The organism is Paenibacillus hubeiensis (assembly GCF_032334105.1).
In the GTDB taxonomy this organism is placed as follows: domain Bacteria; phylum Bacillota; class Bacilli; order Paenibacillales; family Paenibacillaceae; genus Paenibacillus; species Paenibacillus hubeiensis.
Map to the genome: position 1 here is coordinate 1 of NZ_JAVYAE020000024.1, position 17,450 is coordinate 17,450.

A 17,450-nucleotide genomic window follows, 5' to 3' on the forward strand; every position below is an offset into this window, starting at 1 on the left:
TTAATCGTGATGAAAATCATCTGAGGTATTGAAAAGAGCGATTAGCTCATTTTGAATCTGACGAGATAAAATATCTCCATGTCGCTCCGGTTTTTATACAGTCATACGACATGTACCAAAAACCTTCGCATTACTCACTCGTTGTTCAGTTTTCAAAGATCAAACTTCGTTATATTCGCCCTCGCTGTTTTTCAGCGGCTACTTTTATAATATAACACATTCAAAACTTCTTTGCAAGAACTTTTTTTCTTCTATTTTTCATAGAAAATCATCTTGCTAGAAAAACGAATTCCTAAAAAGGAACGAATGTTAATTTATCATATGCTCCGCCAAAGGTCAACCCTTTTCGGAATATTTCTTCCCTGCTTCTCCAAAAAACTTTATATATACGGAGGCGTGCCCTACGATCCTGTGCAAACACCTCCGCCTGCCTGATAAAACCGTGAAACTATTTCCCCTGCTCTTAAGCTTCATGATTTGAAATTTTTAACCTTGCCGCCTCTCGCATATTTGGACAACTCTTTGGGAGGTGCGAACCTTGCATACATGCGGAACACCGTTTTGTATCGGCTTGCAATCGCGTATTTGATTTCCTGGTCAAGTCGGTGATCACTTAAGTCAAAAAGCATTTCATCCAGCTCTTTGCGTAAAACATAGTCCAATTCCTTGCATTCCTTATCGTTAAACAGCATACCCAGCATTAGAGTTCTCCTTTTTCAGCATATGGATAGTTATGTCATCTCTCGCCTTTCCCGCAAACAAAGGCATTCTATTTGACAACGCGGCGTCAGCAGCGGTTGCCGTTCCTCACTGAAGATTTATTGTAACTGCTGGCACCCGTTTTATTGTTATGGTCAACTTTCAGAAAAATTATGAATGTAATTGCATACAAATTTATCCACGCACAATGCTATACGTAATCGTGCTCTCTATAATGGCGGCAATAAATAACAGAATAACGATCCAACATGAAGCGGCTATCGTCATACGCAGAAATTGTGCCCATTGCAGACCGGTCTGTTGACGTTTCTGGCCGCCAAGCTGAATCAAACTACGCAGCGCCAATCCGCCAAATTTCAGCCCAAATGCGCAGGCAATAATAATTACAGGTATTTCGATAATGCCATGAGGCAGCAATCCTTTAACAACGATATCGAACAGACTTGCACCATTACTCGTCGTAACATTAACGAGAAATCCGATCACCATCCCATTAATCAGGAGAAAAACCACTGGCAATATTCCAAAGAAAATACCGGCATATATGACCAGCACACTTTTAATGGCATTGTTGAAGAAAATGAACAAGAAGAAGTTCCACTGCACGTTGCCCCCTTGCTCCAATTGCTCACTGGCTTCGCGCAAGCCCCTGATCTGCCCCAATAACACATCTTCAAGCGCTCCCGTACTGATCCACCCAATACCGATTCCTGCGGCAAACAATATGAACGACCATAAAATCGCGCTCCGAATGGAGCCCATACCTTCTAGAAAGGTGCTGAATTTAAACATGAATACCTCCTGCGGATTCTATTTTTTTCGAATTTGTACGTAAACAACCTTCCGGCTTAAAGAATAACTGGGCGGTACGAGCATACATTGAAAAGTAAACAAGCATTTCTTAGGGGAGAGGGGCGCTTAGCGAAATGAACTCGTTCTATGTATTCAGCGGCAAAAAAATCAAACGGTATCTGATCGTGCTGGCTGCTGCCGTGTTTGCGATTGGAATCATCTATTTGGAAACCGGGGACGTTTCCGTATTTTCGGAGGACACGCCATCTGCTGTGTATAGTGTGCCCACCGAGAAAAAAGTGATCGCTCTTACCTTTGACATCAGTTGGGGCGACAAACGCACAGAACCGATCCTAAAAGTGCTCAAAGAGAACAACGTGCAGAAAGCAACCTTCTTTCTATCATCTCCTTGGAGCAAAACACATCCTGAAATCGTCAGTGCAATCAAAGATGCAGGGTACGAAATCGGCAGTCATGGCCACAAACACGACAACTACAGCAGAATGACGGAAGAAGAGATTCGCAAACAAATTATGACAGCTCACAGCATTTTAACCGATTTGACGGGAAAAGAACCAAACCTCCTGCGTCTGCCGAATGGCGATTTTGACAAACGTGTGCTCCAGGTCGCGAGCAGTCTGAACTACCAGGTGGTGCAGTGGGATACGGATTCCCTCGACTGGAAGAATCCAGGTGCACAGACCATTGTGGACCGCGTTGTCAGCAAAGCCCACCCCGGAGACATCGTTCTACTTCATGCAAGCGATTCTTCCAAACAAACGCATGAAGCGCTTCCTGCCATTATCGCCAAACTGCGCCAACAAGGCTACGAGTTTGCCACCGTGTCCGAACTGCTGAACCATTCCAACGTTAAGGGATCTGAAGTTCGCGATCAAGCCATTTCTCAGTAACCGCCCGAAAGGCCAAACGAAAAGAGCTAACCCGGTTAGCTCTTTTGTCATGTATCCATATACGTTTATCGACTGCTTTATGCTTCAATTTTAGGACTTCTGCCTTTACTGCTTATCGGCTGAGCTAATCCCTGCCCCTCCACAAGTCTGTGCAGCAGCAGGATCTGGTATGCATTGCACAGAAGCAATGGAACGACAATAAACACGGTGGCTGCATTAACATCGATGCGGAGTACGCCGATTGTTTCCACGATCGTTGCTGCAATCATGAAAAATAGCGTAGGCACCAGCGCGGAAATGTGGGTTTGCTTCACCTTTACGTAAGCGGTAACAATTGCCGCCGCCAAAATGATGATGCCGAGCACAACGTCCGACAATCTTTCTTGCCCCCCTGCGACAAACAACCGCAAAAACATGACATCCAGCAGCGCAAATATGGTTAGCACAATTTGAATGATTTGCCAGGCACGTTTAGGGAAAACGCCTTTGCCCATGTAATTCAAGATCAGATAAGCGAAAAAACCCATTTGCGAATAAACGCTAATCATTACGCCCGAGCCGAGCAGTATGAGGAGATAAAGCAGAATATCGGCGAGACCATTCGTCCTCTCCCCGTTGAACAACATCATAGCAATACCGGTAAAGAGGGAACCAACTGCCCCAATCAGCAGGGCTGTCCAAAACAGAAACAACCATTTACGCAAATTCAAATGTTTTCCACCCCCCGATTGTTTATTTTACCAACCTTCACAGTAAAAAACCATCATCGGCCAACATATTTCGAAGGCGCTTATCACATACTACATCCAGTATCTCATCAAGGAGGGATTATGCCTATGAAACGGCCTTTATGGCAGCTTTGCGGCGTTATGCTGGGCCTCTCCGTCGCACTGGCGGGCTGTGGTTCAGATCAGAATTATTCGGCCCCCCAGGGCAGTTATAAAGAGATGAAAACAATGGTCGTCGATATTCTCAAAAGCGATGAAGGCAAAAAAGCCGTGGAGGAGGCCATAACTGGCCAAAGCTCTTCTGGGGCCGGGGGAACACAAGGTTCTGGCCAAGGCGGAGGAGGAACAGGGACGATCGGCATGAAAATGCTGATGCCTGCGCAATCCTCAGAGCAGATCCGCATCGCGGTGAAGGATACAATTACGGCTCCGGAGTACCAGAAGGAATTTGAAAAGATCATGACGGATCCGCAATTTGCGGGAGAATTCGCCAAAGTGGTCAATGCGCAAAGCAAGCAGCTTCATATGCAGCTTATTAAAGACCCTACGTACCAAAAGTCGATCGAGGACATCATGAAGTCCCCCGAGGTGTCCAAAATGTTCATGGACATGACGAAAACACCCGAATACCGTAAACAAACCATGACGGTTATGCAGGAAGTAATGCAAAATCCGCTTTTCCGCATGGAAGTGTTAACACTGCTCAAAAAGGTTGTGCAGGATGAGTTGCAGCCGAAAGTCGAAAGCGGCGGACAACAGAAGCAGGAAGGCCAAAGCGGCCAAGGTCAAGATAGCGGCGACGGCGGGAAAGATGGAGGCGGCGGCGGCGACGGTGGTGGCGGCGGCGGCCAAGGTTCATAAGACAGCGAAACAAACGTTTATAACAACGGGGCAGGACATCATCCACATATATTTTGTTATGAAAGACGTCGAACTCGGCTCGCTTTAATTGGGGTACGGATTGTAATGATCAGAAAGCAATCGATCAGCCTGGGCTTTAGCGGAAATGCTGATTCAACAATAGCTCGCACCCTTCATGGATGCGAGCTTTCCTTTTTAGTCTTCAGAACTCGTTATCGATCAATTGGGCAACCTCATCATACAGAGCTCCAATACGCGTATCCGCCTTGAATACCGATGGCGAGAAATCCGGCTCTGAGACGTGGTTATCCGGTGAGCCAAGCGGAATCTGGGCAAGCAGTTTGGTGTGCAGGCTTTCAGCAAGCTGTCCGCCCCCGCCACGACCGAATATGTATTCTTTTTCCCCGCATTTGCCGCACTCGTGGTAAGCCATATTCTCCACAACGCCGAGCAGTTCGTGATTGGTCTGAATCGCCATCGCTCCCGCACGGGCTGCTACAAATGCAGCGGTGGCATGAGGCGTCGTGACGATGATTTCTTTGCTCTGCGGCAGCATCTGATGAACGTCCAGAGCCACGTCGCCGGTTCCAGGCGGCAGGTCCAGCAACATATAATCCAGTTCTCCCCAATTCACGTCGGTAAAGAACTGCCGTAACATGCGTCCAAGCATGGGACCCCGCCAAATTACAGGATTGTTCTCCCGGATGAAAAATCCCATGGACATCACTTTGACGCCAAACCGTTCAACAGGCTGGATAACGCCATCCTCCACGACAGGGTATTCCTCGATGCCCATCATGTCCGGCACACTGAAACCGTAGATATCCGCATCGATCACCCCTACCTTCTTGCCTTGCCGTGCAAGCGCTGTCGCCAAATTCACCGTAACGGTTGATTTCCCCACGCCACCCTTGCCGCTTGCAATTGCAATGAAGCGTACTCCGGATTCCGGGTCAAGCAATTCATGGCCGTCAAGTCCGGCTGCATGGCCTTTTACAAGGACTTCATCCTCCTCTTCCGGTATAGAAGATTCCCCCAATACCTTATCCCGTTCGTGCTCGGATGCCGCACGGAGCCGGATATGTACATCCTCGATCCCATGCTGCAATAAAATGGCTTGTACAGCATCACGAAGAGTTTCTGTGTCCTCCGGCTTATTGTCCAGCGTTACGATGGTGAGGGACACATGATGTTCCTTTACCATGACATCTCGAATCCATTGCAGCTCCGTCAAACTAACGCCCAGTTGTGGCTCTTGCAAAGGCTGCAATAGTTCAAGGATCTGTTCCTTTGATAACATCATCAGACAGCACCTCAGCTTTATCTATTGGCATGTATTTAAATATGCTGCCTTAATTATACCACTCTCATTCTCGCCTGTGGCTACCTTTTGGGCCTTTCCCCGGACGAGTACCGCAAGATGCCGTTATAGATGGATGCGGCGACCTTCCGCTGATAGTTCTCATCTGCAAGCAGTCGTGCTTCCTCAGGGTGCGACAAGAAACCAACCTCTACTAGGGCGGAAGGAATTTTCAGTGCCTGCAAAAGATACACCGTATTCACCGTTTTGGCGATCCGGTCGGTGTTTTCGAGATTGCGAATAATCTCGGACTGCAACAGATTGGCCAATGCTTCATTGTCAGGGTGGTTAGGTGTATAGAACACCTGCGCCCCGCTCCACCGGTTGGAAGGAACGCTGTTCATATGAATGCTGATAAAGAGGTCTGCCTGCTTATCCTCAATCCGTCTAACCCTCTGCTTGAGGTCCTCCGTTTTACGTTTGGAGTATCCCTTGGTGTCCGGGGAAGCCAAGTCCTGATCAATCTCCCTGGTCATGACTACCAACGCGCCAGCTTGCTGCAAGTAGTCACGAACATACAGGGCGATGGACAGGTTAATATCTTTCTCGATGACCCCCTGCTTGCTTACGGCCCCTCCATCCGGTCCTCCATGTCCTGCATCAATGGCAATGACTTTGCCGGCCAAAGGCAAGCTCCAGTATCCCGACGTTTTGGCAGAAGGGAGTTCATAAGAGACTACCGCTACAAACATGGCAAGAAGGCACAGACTGAATAAGAGCCGTTTGACCGTGCGTAAACGAATCCACAATACGAAATGTTTACCCACCTTTTTACGCATACAAAAAACCACCTCGTCCCATATAAATGACTCTAATCATCTATATGGGACAAGGTGGACAAATATACCCCTGAGCGCTAGACGCTTACTTGGTCCGTCATTTCTTCGATCAGGATCTTGGCGACCTCAGAACACGTAATTCCAGTGGAGGGCACTCTCCGTTACGGAGCAAACCACGCACTTTTGTGCCAGACAGCGTCAGATGCTGTGATTTGTCGTGCGGGCACGTTTTGCTCGATGCCATGTTGCTGCATTTGGTGCAAAAGAAGCTATGTTCAAGAACAATGGCGTAATGCCCAATTCTTCAGCCGTAAAGTTCGAGAAAATCTCTTGTGCTTCATACGTGCCGTAGTAGTCGCCTACACCTTCATGGTCAGTTTCTCGCTGTCCCGCAGCAATTGTTCACGTTCTTCTCCTTGTGCGACACGCTGTACCAGCGTACCTCCATGAGGCAGAATCGTAGTTATCTTGTCAGCTCGCTGTATCGAATATGGTTATTTGTGCAGCCCGCACTCTGTTTTCTCGTTTCCGGACCAGCGGCCCGCACGTGGATCTTCGCCAGGCATGACCTGACGGGTGCAATGTTCGCAGCCGATGCTTGGATAGTTCTGATCATGAAGCGGATTGTAAATGACATTGTTCGCACGGATGTATTCCCAGACATCATCGGAAGTCCAATGGGCAATCGGATTGAATTTCATCAGCCCGAATTTCAAATCGTATTCTACCTTCTTCGCATTGGCGCGTGTAGGTGCCTGGTCCCGTCGAATTCCTGTAATCCATGCATCGTACTGGGACAAAATCCGAGTCAGCGGTTCTACTTTACGGATGTTGCAGCACGCATTCGGGTCAGATTTCCATAACTCATCCCCATGCTGTGCAGCTTGTTCCTCTGGCGTAATTTTAGGGGAAACACGAACAAAGTCAAGATTATACCGCTCTTTCAGTTTATCGCGAGTCTCATACGTTTCCTTAAAGTGAAAATCGGTATCTAAATAAAAAATGTCCGTAGACGGGCTGATCTTTTGCAGCATGTCTACAAGCACAACGTCTTCTGCACCGAAGCTGCATGCAAACGTAATGTTCGGAAATGTCTCGATCGCGTAACGAATTATATCCTCGGGACTTGCGTTCTCCAACTCCTCGGCCTTCGTGCGCGCAAGCTCTTCCTTTTCGAACAAATTCATGATTGAATATCCCCCCAATCTGCTTTTCAAAAAACATAAAACCGACTAAACAAATATGAATTATACATAGTATAAATCTTTCATTGGCATTGTCAATGCCTGACATTTGGCAAAAATGGCCCTCCAACGCCTGTTAAGGGCTGTTATTTTTATTCACTTCAGCTGCAGCTTTCATCAGTTTTACATTGCCAGCGAAAAAAAGTGCAAACGCAGGTCCTGACTAAAGGGAGCGCATTTCGAACAGCTGCATTCAAAGGCGTTGCTGGAGCAAGGCTTTACGAATTGTTCATCATACATCCTTTCAGACTAAAACGTTCCACGCTTCATATCAGATCGAAATTAAGGGAATAAAATGCAAGCCTGAAATGTCCTGTATTCTGTCGTCATCTCTAAGTAATGCTGATGAAATCCATAAGAAATCCTGATGACTTTCATCCATTATGAATTTAACGACAGTTAAATCATGGTTGCAGCCCCTTTCCCTTCATCCATTCATTAAATCTGTGCCTTCCTTTGAAAGATAAAAAAAACCTCTGGCCATAGGCCAAAGGCTTTTGTCGTACAAATTAACGTTTGGAGAACTGAGGAGCGCGACGAGCCGCTTTGAGACCGTATTTTTTACGTTCTTTCATGCGTGGGTCACGAGTCAGGAATCCAGCTTTTTTCAGGGATGCACGGTACTCCGGATCTGCTTTCAGCAGAGCACGGGAGATCCCGTGACGGATTGCACCGGCTTGACCGGAGATTCCGCCACCATGAGCGATAACCAGAACATCGTAGTTGTTCAATGTTTCAGTCAAAGTCAGTGGTTGTTTTACGATCAGTTTAAGAGTTTCCAAACCGAAGTATTCATTGATATCACGTTTATTGATGACAATGCGTCCTTCACCCGGTACGAGACGAACACGAGCTACCGAATGTTTACGACGACCTGTCCCATAGTATTGTACTTGTGCCATGAAACTGTCCTCCTTTTAATTAACCGCGAAGTTCGTAAACTTCTGGTTTTTGTGCTGCATGTGGATGCTCTGTGCCTCTGTACGCTTTGAGTCTCAGCTTCATTTGCTCGCCCATGCGAGTTTTAGGAAGCATGCCGCGAACAGCCAATTCCAACATACGTTCAGGTTTGTTTTTAACCATCTCTTCAGCAGTAGTTACTTTCAAACCACCTGGGTGCATCGAGTGACGGTAGTATTTTTTATCGGACATTTTTTTACCAGTCAATACGATTTTCTCCGCATTGATGATGATAACGAAATCACCAGTATCCACATGTGGAGTGAATTGTGGCTTATGTTTGCCGCGGATCAATGCAGCTGCTTCGCTTGCCAGGCGTCCGAGCGTTTTGCCTTCAGCATCAATGATGTGCCATTTGCGCTCAACTTCGTTTGGCTTCGCCATGTACGTGGTACGCATGAATAGTTCCTCCTTAATTGTTTCCAATCATCATTTTCATTTATCTTCGTTCGTTAAGTTATAACTTTAGGTGTTGATGGATAGTTGTTCATTGTGCAGATCTTAATTGGGGCTGTGGGAAAGCCATTAAGAAAACACAACTTTTATATTACAGGATAAGGGACAAAATCGCAAGTATAAATTGCAGTTTCGTAAACCAAATTTATTCTTTCTTGTATTCCAGATCCCATAACATCAAACCGTGACTTACCGCAGTAGGACCTGCAGCAGCACGATCGCACGCAGCAATCATCTTTGGCACATCAGAGGCTTTCCGCTTGCCCTCTCCGATCTGCAGCAGCGTGCCCACCATGATTCGGACCATATGCTGCAAAAAACCGTTACCGGTCACATAAATGTGAATCACACCTTGATCACGCGGGTTATCTCTGCACATGGAACGATCCACCTCAAGCCAGGCGTCGTATATGGAACGGACATGGTTATCCTTCTGCGAGTGCCTCGAAGCGAAGGTCGTAAAATCATACGTCCCTATAAAATGACGCAACCCTTCCTGCATGGCCGCGATATCCAGCTTTGCATGGTGATGGTATTGCAGCCTCCTGTTGAACACATCCGCGAATTGGTTCGCATTGATGGTATAGCGGTACGTTTTTCTTTTCGCCTCATATCGGGAGTGAAAATCAAGCGGCACCTCGATCGCATCGATCACGACAATGTCGGAAGGCAAACGGGAGTTTAACGCTACGCACCATCGTTCCACCGGAATTTGGGAAGACGTGTGGAAATTGAAAATTTGCCTGCGGGCGTGAACGCCTGCATCGGTCCTGCCGGAGCCTGTAATCTTGACCTTTTCTCCGGTTAGCTCAAAGATGGCCTTTTCAATATAATCCTGGATCGTATTCCCGTCCGGCTGCGACTGGAAGCCGTAATAAGCCGTACCGTCATAGGTCAACGTCATACACAAGTTGCGCATCATTACCTCACCTTTGTTCCATACTAAGCCTGTTCCTGTCCCGAACAGCAAAAGAAGCCCCTTTCGGAGCTTCAATTACAGCGCGGAATCCGAAATGAAGAGAAAAAAAGGGATGATCCAAAATCCTCAGATTCTGTCCCCTTTCTTATCCCATCTGTTTTTACGCGCGGTCTACCAGTTCCAGGTAAACCATAGGAGCTGCGTCACCACGACGAGGTCCCAGTTTCAGGATACGAGTGTATCCGCCTGGACGCTCAGCGTAACGAGTGGACAGTTCGCTAAACAGTTTTTGGATTGCATCTTGCTCTCCATCGATTGTTTCGCGACGAACGTAAGCTGCCACTTGACGGCGGGCATGAAGATCACCTTGCTTCGCTTTCGTGATCAGTTTTTCAGCAATAGAGCGAACCTCTTTTGCTTTAGCCTCAGTTGTCTGAATGCGTTCGTACAAGAACAGGTCGGTTACCAGATCGCGGAACAAAGCTTTACGCGCGCTGGAGTTACGGCCCAACTTTTGGTATGCCATTGTTTTCCCTCCTCCACACAAGCACTCGGCTGGTTATTCTTCTGTACGAAGTCCCAGTCCCAATTCCTCGAGCTTCTCTTGAACTTCTTCCAAAGACTTGCGACCCAGGTTGCGCACCTTCATCATGTCTTCTTCCGTTTTCGTGGTCAGCTCTTGTACCGTGTTGATGCCGGCACGTTTGAGGCAATTGTAGGAACGAACAGAGAGATCCAACTCTTCGATCGTCATTTCGAGCACTTTTTCTTTTTTGTCTTCTTCTTTTTCAACCATGATCTCTGCGTCTTTCGCTTCGTCTGTAAGACCTACGAAGAGCATCAGATGCTCGGTCAAAATTTTAGCGCCAAGGCTTACAGCCTCTTCCGGACGAATACTTCCGTCAGTCCAAACTTCCAACGTGAGCTTGTCATAGTTGGTTACCTGGCCGACACGCGTATTTTCCACGGCATAATTGACGCGACTGATCGGGGTAAAGATCGAATCGACAGGGATGACGCCGATCGGCTGGTCATCGCGTTTGTTCCGATCTGCCTGGACGTAGCCGCGACCGCGATTGGCAAAAATACGCATATGAAGTCTCGAACCTGGTCCAAGCGTAGCGATATGCAGATCCGGGTTAAGGATCTCCACGTCGGAATCCGCACGAATGTCTCCTGCCGTTACAACTCCTTCGCCTTCAGCATCAATCTCGAGCACTTTCTCCTCGTCCGAATGAATCTTCAGCGACAAAGCTTTCAGGTTCAGGATAATTTCCGTCACATCTTCCATTACGCCAGGAACTGTAGCAAATTCATGTAGAACGCCATCGATTTGAACCGAAGACACTGCCGCACCCGGCAGCGAGGAGAGCAAAATACGGCGAAGCGAGTTGCCCAGCGTCGTACCGTACCCGCGCTCCAGCGGTTCTACTACGAATTTCCCATAGGTGCCATCATCGTTGACGTTTACCGTCTCAATTTTCGGCTTTTCGATTTCAATCACTGCAATACCCCTCCTTCAAAACGTCGGTCCTCTATGAAACATTTACCTTCTCTTGCGAAAACATGTAGTAGTATGCCTAAACAACCATTATTAGCAGATTGCACGGTTTTTATACCACACGCAGGGGCAAATCTCATTAGACACGACGACGTTTTGGAGGACGGCATCCGTTATGCGGGACTGGAGTCACGTCTTTGATCAGGTTAACTTCAAGACCAGCGGCTTGCAAAGAGCGGATCGCAGCTTCACGGCCAGCGCCTGGTCCTTTAACCATAACCTCAACGGCTTTCATACCATGTTCCATTGCAGCTTTGGCAGCAGTCTCAGCAGCCATTTGTGCAGCAAACGGAGTCGATTTACGGGAACCTCTGAATCCGAGGCCGCCGGAACTTGCCCACGAAATTGCGTTTCCGTGAGGATCCGTAATGGTAACGATGGTGTTATTGAACGTGGAGCGGATATGTGCCACGCCAGATTCAATATTTTTACGGTCACGACGTTTAGTACGTACGACTTTTTTCGGTTTAGCCATTTTCTCTTATCCCCCCTTATTATTTCTTCTTGTTCGCTACAGTACGACGAGGACCTTTACGAGTACGGGCATTCGTTTTCGTACGTTGTCCGCGAACAGGCAGACCACGACGATGACGAACTCCACGGTAACATCCGATCTCCGTCAAACGTTTAATATTCAAAGAGATTTCACGACGCAGGTCACCTTCTACTTTGACCTCTTTGTCGATACTTTCACGCAATTTGCTGACTTCATCTTCCGTCAAATCACGAACACGAGTGTCCGGATTGATGCCTGTAGAGCTCAGAATTTTCTGGGAAGTCGTTTTACCGATTCCGAAAATATAAGTCAAGGCGATCTCAACGCGCTTATCACGTGGCAAATCCACACCAGCTATACGTGCCATTTTACGCTACACCCCCTTCATTAACCTTGTTTTTGTTTGTGTTTCGGATTTTCACAGATAACCATTACATTCCCTTTGCGGCGAATGACTTTGCATTTTTCGCAAATCGGTTTGACCGAAGGTCTTACCTTCATGTGAATTACCTCCTCAAAGTTTTGCTTAGCAAAACTCTCTTCGTAAGCATTGACCTGGTTTTACCATTGTAAAACCGGCTTCGAAGCTTTCGCAAGTTTTGCCGGGCAAAACCCGCTCATAAGCTTCACAGTTCATTGCAACTGTCTACAACTATTTACGGTAAGTTATGCGACCTTTTGTCAAGTCATAAGGCGATAACTGTACAACCACTTTGTCTCCAGTCAGGATCCGGATGAAGTGCATCCGCAACTTGCCGGAAACGTGAGCGAGAATTTGGTGACCATTCTCAAGCTCAACCTTGAACGTCGCGTTCGGAAGCGGTTCAAGGACGGTACCTTCCACTTCAATGACATCTTCCTTGGCCATAATTCAGTCTCCTTTCTCTTCAGCTTGAATGTTGGTGGATTCCAGAAACGAATGCACCGCATAGCGCAGCTTTCCGTTCGTCACCCGCCCACTCTCGTTTAAACTGTTTACGACCTCGCTGCTAATCATCGGCTGGAGCTCCAGATGAAGAATATTTTTCTTCTTGGGCTGATCAAACTTACGTTTGTCTCCATCCGCAATATATACGAACCTGCTGTCCGCGATAGCAACAATTACTGCGGCTTGGTCCGCATTGCGGCCTTTACGGATCTTCACAAGTTGACCGAGCTGCGGAGTAGAGGTATTGTTCATGCCTTATCACCTACGCATTCAGTTTTGTGAAAATTTCCATGCCATCGGGCGTAACTGCCACGGTGTGTTCAAAGTGGGCGCATAATGAGCCATCTACTGTGACGACGGTCCAATTATCCTCCAATGTTCTCACATACCGTTTGCCTGCGTTAACCATCGGCTCAATGGCCAGCACCATGCCCGCTTTGAGCCGTGGTCCCCGATCAGGGAGACCGTAGTTCGGAATATCAGGATCTTCGTGCAGCTCTGCGCCTATGCCGTGACCGGTATATTCGCGAACAACTGAAAAGCCTGCATCCTCGATATATTTTTGAATCGCATGAGATATTGTAAACAAGCGAACGTCCGGTTTAACCAGCGCCAGACCTGCGTATAACGAAGCCTCGGTAACGTCCAGAAGACGCTCGGCTTCTTCGGAAATACGGCCGACTGGATAAGTCCAGGCAGAATCTCCATGATACCCCTGGTACTGCGCGCCAATGTCAAACGTAACGATATCGCCTTCGTTCAACTTGCGTTTGCCGGGAAATCCATGCACCAACTCTTCATTGACTGAAGCGCACACACTGGCAGGAAAACCGTTATAACCTTTGAAAGACGGCACAGCTCCTTGACTACGGATATATTGATCGGCCATATGGTCAAGTTCACCAGTCGTAATTCCGGGAGCGATATGCTCTGCCAGGAGCCGATGCGTTTCCGCAACAATCCTCCCTGCTTCCCTCATCAAGCCCAGTTCCGTTTCTGACTTACCAATGATCATTCAATTAACCCCGCAACAAGGACACGATTTCTTGAGAAACCTGTTCGATCTCTTGCTCTCCGTCAATTTGGCGAAGGAGATCCTTGTTCTCATAGAACGTGAGGAGTGGTGCTGTTTTGTTGATATATTCGTCAAGGCGTGTGCCTACGCTCTCCTCGTTATCATCCGAGCGTTGGTATAACTCGCCTCCGCATTTATCACAAATACCTTCCTGCTTAGGCGGATTAAACACGACATGATAAGTAGCTCCGCAATTTTTGCAAATCCGGCGTCCGGTAAGACGAGCCAGCAGCTTGTTGCGGTCTACTTTCAGATTGATGACATGATCCAGACCAGAGTTCAAACGTTCCAGAATGCCATCCAGCGCTTCTGCTTGGGAAAGGGTTCTTGGAAATCCATCCAAGAGAAAACCTTCCTTGCAATCAGGCTGCTGCAAACGTTCTTCAACGATGCCGATGGTCACATCATCCGGTACGAGCAAACCTTGATCCATGTATTCCTTGGCTTTCAGGCCAATGGGAGTTCCCTGTTTAATCGCGAGGCGAAATGCATCGCCTGTTGAGATATGGGGAATACCGAACTCTTTCACGATGACGTCTGCTTGCGTTCCTTTTCCTGCCCCCGGAGGGCCCATGAATAGGATGTTCACGTTATGTCACTCCCTCCAAGACTACCCTACATCAACAAACAGCACAATAGGTGCCGGGCAAGTAAATGTTAGCTTGACCGGTACCTATTGCCTATTTATTGATAAAACCTTTGTAGTGGCGTTTGATCAATTGGCTTTCGATTTGCTTCATCGTATCCAGCGCAACACCGACAACGATCAGGAGGGAAGTTCCTCCAATTTGCGCGGATTGAGGCAAACCAGAAAGTGCGCCCAAGATTACAGGCAGTACGGAAATGACAGCCAAGAAGATGGCTCCGGCCATTGTCAAACGAGTCATGACGCGGGTCAAATATTTCTCAGTTGCTTTCCCCGGGCGAATGCCTGGGATGTAACCGCCGTTCTTTTTCATGTTATCAGCCATCTGCTGCGGATTCATCTGTACGAAAGTATAGAAGAAGGTGAAACCAAAGATCATGACAACATACAATACCATACCGAGTGGTTTGTGCGTTGTCAGGTTGGCTCCGATCCATTGTGCCCAAGCACGGTCAGCCCAGAAGTTTGCGATGATCGTAGGGAACATCAGCAGTGACGAAGCAAAGATGACAGGAATTACACCAGCTGCATTAATCTTCAGCGGAATGTGAGTATTCTGTCCACCGTACATTTTGTTGCCTACAACGCGTTTGGCATATTGAACCGGAATTTTCCGAATCGCCTGCTGAATGTAAATGACCCCCATGATAATCAATACAATCACGATTGCAATGATTACACCTTTCAGGATGTTCATAAACAATTGATCAGCTTGGATGAAATCGGACTCGATGGTTTGTTTGATAATGTTAGGCGCTGTTGCCAGGATACCTGCAAAGATCAAAATCGAAATCCCGTTTCCGATGCCCTTCTCGGTGATCTGCTCACCAAGCCACATCAGGAATGATGTACCCGCTGTAAGAACAATTGCGATCAGGATATAATCTGCAAAGGTTGCATTCGGTATCATTTGAGTATTGTACAAGCGATTGAATCCGATCGAAGTACCAAACGCTTGAATCAATGCCAAAGCTACCGTTAGGTAACGCGTAAGCTGTGCCGATTTTTTCTTACCCTGCTCGCCCTGCTTAGCCCATTCTGTCAATTTAGGAATGACGTCCATGGACAGCAGCTGCACGATAATCGATGCTGTAATGTAAGGTACGATCCCGAGTGCAAAAATCGAGAACTGGAACAGCGCTCCACCCGAGAACGTATTAAGCAGCCCAAAAATTTCCTTACCTGCAGAGTTTGTTGCTTCAAAAACTGCTTTGTCAACTCCCGGTACAGGAACGAACGATCCGATGCGATAAATGATCAGGACAAAAAGGGTAAATAATACCCTTTTGCGCAGATCTTCAACCCGCCAGATATTCTTTAGGGTCTTGAACATTAAATCACCTCGGTTTTACCGCCGGCAGCTTCAATTTTCTCCACCGCAGATTGAGAAAACTTGTTAGCTTTAACAGTCAACTGTACAGTGACTTCGCCGTTACCCAGAATTTTGATGCCGGACTTAGCGTTTTTAACAACGCCGTTTGTCAGCAGCAATTCTGGAGTTACTTCAGTACCCGCAGCAAAACTGTTCAGGTCTTCAATATTCACAACCGCATATTCTTTGCGAGTTGGGTTTACGAAACCGCGTTTTGGCAAGCGACGATACAATGGATTTTGTCCACCTTCGAAGCCCGGACGCACACCACCGCCGGAACGAGCGTTTTGTCCTTTGTGACCGCGACCTGATGTTTTACCCGTACCGCTACTTGGACCGCGACCTACGCGTTTGCGCTCTTTGCGGGATCCAGGAGCTGGGGAAAGCTCATGTAACTTCATCGTTCGTTGCACCTCCTTAAAGATTTGTGGGATTTACCCGTCTTAAGCCTCGATTTCTTTAACAGAAACCAGGTGGCTTACTTTGTTGATCATACCACGAATGGCAGGATTGTCGTTTTGAACCACTTTGCTGTTGATTTTGCGCAAGCCCAATGTTTTCACAGTTGTTCTTTGCGTCTCCGGACGTCCGATCAAGCTGCGGACGAGGGTAATTTCCAATTTAGCCATGAGATTCCCCTCCTTAACCCAGAAGCTCTTCGACGGATTTGCCGCGCAGTTTTGCAACATCTTCAGCACGTTTCAAACGGGACAAACCTTCCAAAGTCGCATTGACCATGTTCATGGAATTCGAAGAACCCAGAGATTTTGTCAAAATGTCGCCCACACCAGCCAGCTCGAGAACCGCACGAACCGGACCGCCGGCGATAACTCCAGTACCTTCAGCAGCTGGTTTCAACAGAACGCGTCCTGCGCCGAATTTACCAGTTACCAAGTGAGGAATCGAAGTTCCTACGAGTGGTACGTGGATCAGATTTTTCTTAGCATCTTCGATACCTTTGCGAATCGCGTCAGGTACTTCGCCTGCTTTACCGATACCAGCTCCAACCCAGCCATTGCCGTCACCGACAACAACCAGTGCGCTGAAGCTGAAACGACGTCCGCCTTTTACTACTTTAGCTACGCGATTAATATTTACAACTCTTTCAGTCAGTTCCAAAGTATTCGGATCTACACGCAACAAGTCGTTAACCTCCTTTTGAAAAATATCTTAAAACTCAAGTCCTGCTTCACGAGCCGCTTCAGCCAATGCTGCGATGCGACCATGGTACAGATAACCGCTACGGTCAAATACGATGTTCGATACACCTTTGTCTTTCGCACGTTTAGCGACGAGTTCGCCAACTTTACGAGCAGACTCAACAGATGCGCCGTTTTTGATGTCGCTGCTCAGTTCTTTGTCTACAGTAGACGCGGAAGCGATCGTTACACCAGCTACGTCATCGATGATTTGAGCGTAAATATGTTTACCAGAACGGAAAACGTTCAAACGAGGACGCGCTGCCGTTCCTTGGATTTTCTTACGAACGCGCAGATGTCTTTTCAGACGTGCCTTGTTTTTATCCTGTTTCGTAATCATCTCTGGATTTCACTCCTTTCAGGTTACCTCGCAGGCTTCAGAGATGAAGCCACGGGGTATATTAGATACACGAGAAGCAAGCAAGCCGAAAGCCGCGCAAAGG

The 17,450-nt window shown here is 47.5% G+C and carries 25 protein-coding genes and 1 pseudogene; 2 read left to right on the forward strand and 24 right to left on the reverse strand.

Features of this window, described 5'->3' with window-relative positions:
* Positions 1 to 470: 470 nt before the first annotated feature.
* A complete protein-coding gene (locus tag RSX24_RS30590) occupies positions 471 to 701 on the reverse strand; it encodes a hypothetical protein (protein ID WP_236421428.1) in 231 nt (76 codons plus the stop codon).
* 193 nt (positions 702 to 894) lie between these two features.
* Positions 895 to 1,512, reverse strand: a complete 618-nt coding sequence (locus RSX24_RS30595) for a stage II sporulation protein M (protein ID WP_343262748.1) — start codon at positions 1,510 to 1,512, stop codon at positions 895 to 897.
* A 134-nt stretch (positions 1,513 to 1,646) separates the two neighbouring features.
* On the opposite strand from RSX24_RS30595, the gene pdaB reads away from it, so the two are divergent.
* Positions 1,647 to 2,423 carry a polysaccharide deacetylase family sporulation protein PdaB gene (gene pdaB / locus RSX24_RS30600; RefSeq protein ID WP_236421426.1) on the forward strand — a complete coding sequence of 259 codons (777 nt, stop codon included), beginning with the start codon at positions 1,647 to 1,649 and terminating at the stop codon, positions 2,421 to 2,423.
* A gap of 77 nt (positions 2,424 to 2,500) precedes the next feature.
* Here pdaB and RSX24_RS30605 read toward each other — a convergent pair whose 3' ends face one another.
* Positions 2,501 to 3,133: a KinB-signaling pathway activation protein gene (locus RSX24_RS30605; RefSeq protein ID WP_343262749.1), complete on the reverse strand. Its 633-nt coding sequence runs from the start codon at positions 3,131 to 3,133 to the stop codon at positions 2,501 to 2,503.
* 126 nt (positions 3,134 to 3,259) lie between these two features.
* On the opposite strand from RSX24_RS30605, the gene gerD reads away from it, so the two are divergent.
* Complete coding sequence (gerD, locus tag RSX24_RS30610; RefSeq protein ID WP_236421424.1) at positions 3,260 to 4,012, forward strand: spore germination lipoprotein GerD; 753 nt, start codon at positions 3,260 to 3,262, stop codon at positions 4,010 to 4,012.
* A gap of 202 nt (positions 4,013 to 4,214) precedes the next feature.
* Here the strand turns inward: gerD and salA are convergent, their stop codons facing one another.
* From salA to rplR, 21 genes and pseudogenes are all read right to left on the reverse strand, one after another.
* Entirely contained in the window at positions 4,215 to 5,312 is a 1,098-nt protein-coding gene (salA, locus tag RSX24_RS30615) for an iron-sulfur carrier protein/transcriptional regulator SalA (RefSeq protein WP_339278488.1), read from the reverse strand.
* 83 nt (positions 5,313 to 5,395) lie between these two features.
* Positions 5,396 to 6,151 carry an N-acetylmuramoyl-L-alanine amidase CwlD gene (gene cwlD, locus RSX24_RS30620; protein ID WP_236421423.1) on the reverse strand — a complete coding sequence of 252 codons (756 nt, stop codon included), beginning with the start codon at positions 6,149 to 6,151 and terminating at the stop codon, positions 5,396 to 5,398.
* 109 nt (positions 6,152 to 6,260) lie between these two features.
* Positions 6,261 to 6,550, reverse strand: a pseudogene (locus RSX24_RS30625) (hypothetical protein).
* A gap of 95 nt (positions 6,551 to 6,645) precedes the next feature.
* Positions 6,646 to 7,338, reverse strand: coding sequence for a phosphoadenylyl-sulfate reductase (locus tag RSX24_RS30630; protein ID WP_339274785.1), 693 nt, complete (start codon positions 7,336 to 7,338; stop codon positions 6,646 to 6,648).
* Positions 7,339 to 7,904: 566 nt separating this feature from the next.
* Complete coding sequence (gene rpsI / locus RSX24_RS30635; RefSeq protein WP_236421421.1) at positions 7,905 to 8,297, reverse strand: 30S ribosomal protein S9; 393 nt, start codon at positions 8,295 to 8,297, stop codon at positions 7,905 to 7,907.
* A gap of 19 nt (positions 8,298 to 8,316) precedes the next feature.
* Positions 8,317 to 8,754: a 50S ribosomal protein L13 gene (gene rplM / locus RSX24_RS30640; RefSeq protein WP_236421420.1), complete on the reverse strand. Its 438-nt coding sequence runs from the start codon at positions 8,752 to 8,754 to the stop codon at positions 8,317 to 8,319.
* 202 nt (positions 8,755 to 8,956) lie between these two features.
* On the reverse strand, positions 8,957 to 9,730 hold the full coding sequence (gene truA, locus RSX24_RS30645) for a tRNA pseudouridine(38-40) synthase TruA (protein WP_236421432.1): 774 nt from the start codon (positions 9,728 to 9,730) through the stop codon (positions 8,957 to 8,959).
* A gap of 160 nt (positions 9,731 to 9,890) precedes the next feature.
* A complete protein-coding gene (gene rplQ / locus RSX24_RS30650) occupies positions 9,891 to 10,256 on the reverse strand; it encodes a 50S ribosomal protein L17 (protein WP_236421419.1) in 366 nt (121 codons plus the stop codon).
* 33 nt (positions 10,257 to 10,289) lie between these two features.
* Entirely contained in the window at positions 10,290 to 11,234 is a 945-nt protein-coding gene (locus RSX24_RS30655) for a DNA-directed RNA polymerase subunit alpha (RefSeq protein ID WP_236421418.1), read from the reverse strand.
* Positions 11,235 to 11,370: 136 nt separating this feature from the next.
* The gene (gene rpsK, locus RSX24_RS30660) at positions 11,371 to 11,766 is read right to left on the reverse strand and encodes a 30S ribosomal protein S11 (protein ID WP_017692100.1); all 396 of its coding nucleotides are present in this window, start codon (positions 11,764 to 11,766) and stop codon (positions 11,371 to 11,373) included.
* Between the two features lie 19 nt (positions 11,767 to 11,785).
* On the reverse strand, positions 11,786 to 12,154 hold the full coding sequence (gene rpsM / locus RSX24_RS30665; RefSeq protein ID WP_095293406.1) for a 30S ribosomal protein S13: 369 nt from the start codon (positions 12,152 to 12,154) through the stop codon (positions 11,786 to 11,788).
* Positions 12,155 to 12,174: 20 nt separating this feature from the next.
* Positions 12,175 to 12,288, reverse strand: a complete 114-nt coding sequence (gene rpmJ, locus RSX24_RS30670) for a 50S ribosomal protein L36 (protein WP_003333770.1) — start codon at positions 12,286 to 12,288, stop codon at positions 12,175 to 12,177.
* Between the two features lie 151 nt (positions 12,289 to 12,439).
* The gene (infA, locus tag RSX24_RS30675) at positions 12,440 to 12,655 is read right to left on the reverse strand and encodes a translation initiation factor IF-1 (protein ID WP_017692098.1); all 216 of its coding nucleotides are present in this window, start codon (positions 12,653 to 12,655) and stop codon (positions 12,440 to 12,442) included.
* A gap of 3 nt (positions 12,656 to 12,658) precedes the next feature.
* Positions 12,659 to 12,967 carry a KOW domain-containing RNA-binding protein gene (locus RSX24_RS30680; RefSeq protein ID WP_236421417.1) on the reverse strand — a complete coding sequence of 103 codons (309 nt, stop codon included), beginning with the start codon at positions 12,965 to 12,967 and terminating at the stop codon, positions 12,659 to 12,661.
* A 10-nt stretch (positions 12,968 to 12,977) separates the two neighbouring features.
* Entirely contained in the window at positions 12,978 to 13,730 is a 753-nt protein-coding gene (map, locus tag RSX24_RS30685; RefSeq protein ID WP_339274787.1) for a type I methionyl aminopeptidase, read from the reverse strand.
* A 4-nt stretch (positions 13,731 to 13,734) separates the two neighbouring features.
* On the reverse strand, positions 13,735 to 14,379 hold the full coding sequence (locus RSX24_RS30690) for an adenylate kinase (RefSeq protein ID WP_236421415.1): 645 nt from the start codon (positions 14,377 to 14,379) through the stop codon (positions 13,735 to 13,737).
* Between the two features lie 91 nt (positions 14,380 to 14,470).
* Positions 14,471 to 15,769: a preprotein translocase subunit SecY gene (gene secY / locus RSX24_RS30695; RefSeq protein ID WP_236421414.1), complete on the reverse strand. Its 1,299-nt coding sequence runs from the start codon at positions 15,767 to 15,769 to the stop codon at positions 14,471 to 14,473.
* A complete protein-coding gene (gene rplO / locus RSX24_RS30700) occupies positions 15,769 to 16,209 on the reverse strand; it encodes a 50S ribosomal protein L15 (protein ID WP_236421413.1) in 441 nt (146 codons plus the stop codon). Before rplO ends, secY begins: the two co-directional genes overlap by 1 nt.
* Before the next feature lie 42 nt (positions 16,210 to 16,251).
* The gene (rpmD, locus tag RSX24_RS30705; RefSeq protein ID WP_236421412.1) at positions 16,252 to 16,437 is read right to left on the reverse strand and encodes a 50S ribosomal protein L30; all 186 of its coding nucleotides are present in this window, start codon (positions 16,435 to 16,437) and stop codon (positions 16,252 to 16,254) included.
* A 13-nt stretch (positions 16,438 to 16,450) separates the two neighbouring features.
* Positions 16,451 to 16,948 carry a 30S ribosomal protein S5 gene (rpsE, locus tag RSX24_RS30710; RefSeq protein WP_236421431.1) on the reverse strand — a complete coding sequence of 166 codons (498 nt, stop codon included), beginning with the start codon at positions 16,946 to 16,948 and terminating at the stop codon, positions 16,451 to 16,453.
* A 30-nt stretch (positions 16,949 to 16,978) separates the two neighbouring features.
* Positions 16,979 to 17,347 carry a 50S ribosomal protein L18 gene (rplR, locus tag RSX24_RS30715; protein ID WP_236421411.1) on the reverse strand — a complete coding sequence of 123 codons (369 nt, stop codon included), beginning with the start codon at positions 17,345 to 17,347 and terminating at the stop codon, positions 16,979 to 16,981.
* Between the last annotated feature and the right edge of the window lie 103 nt (positions 17,348 to 17,450).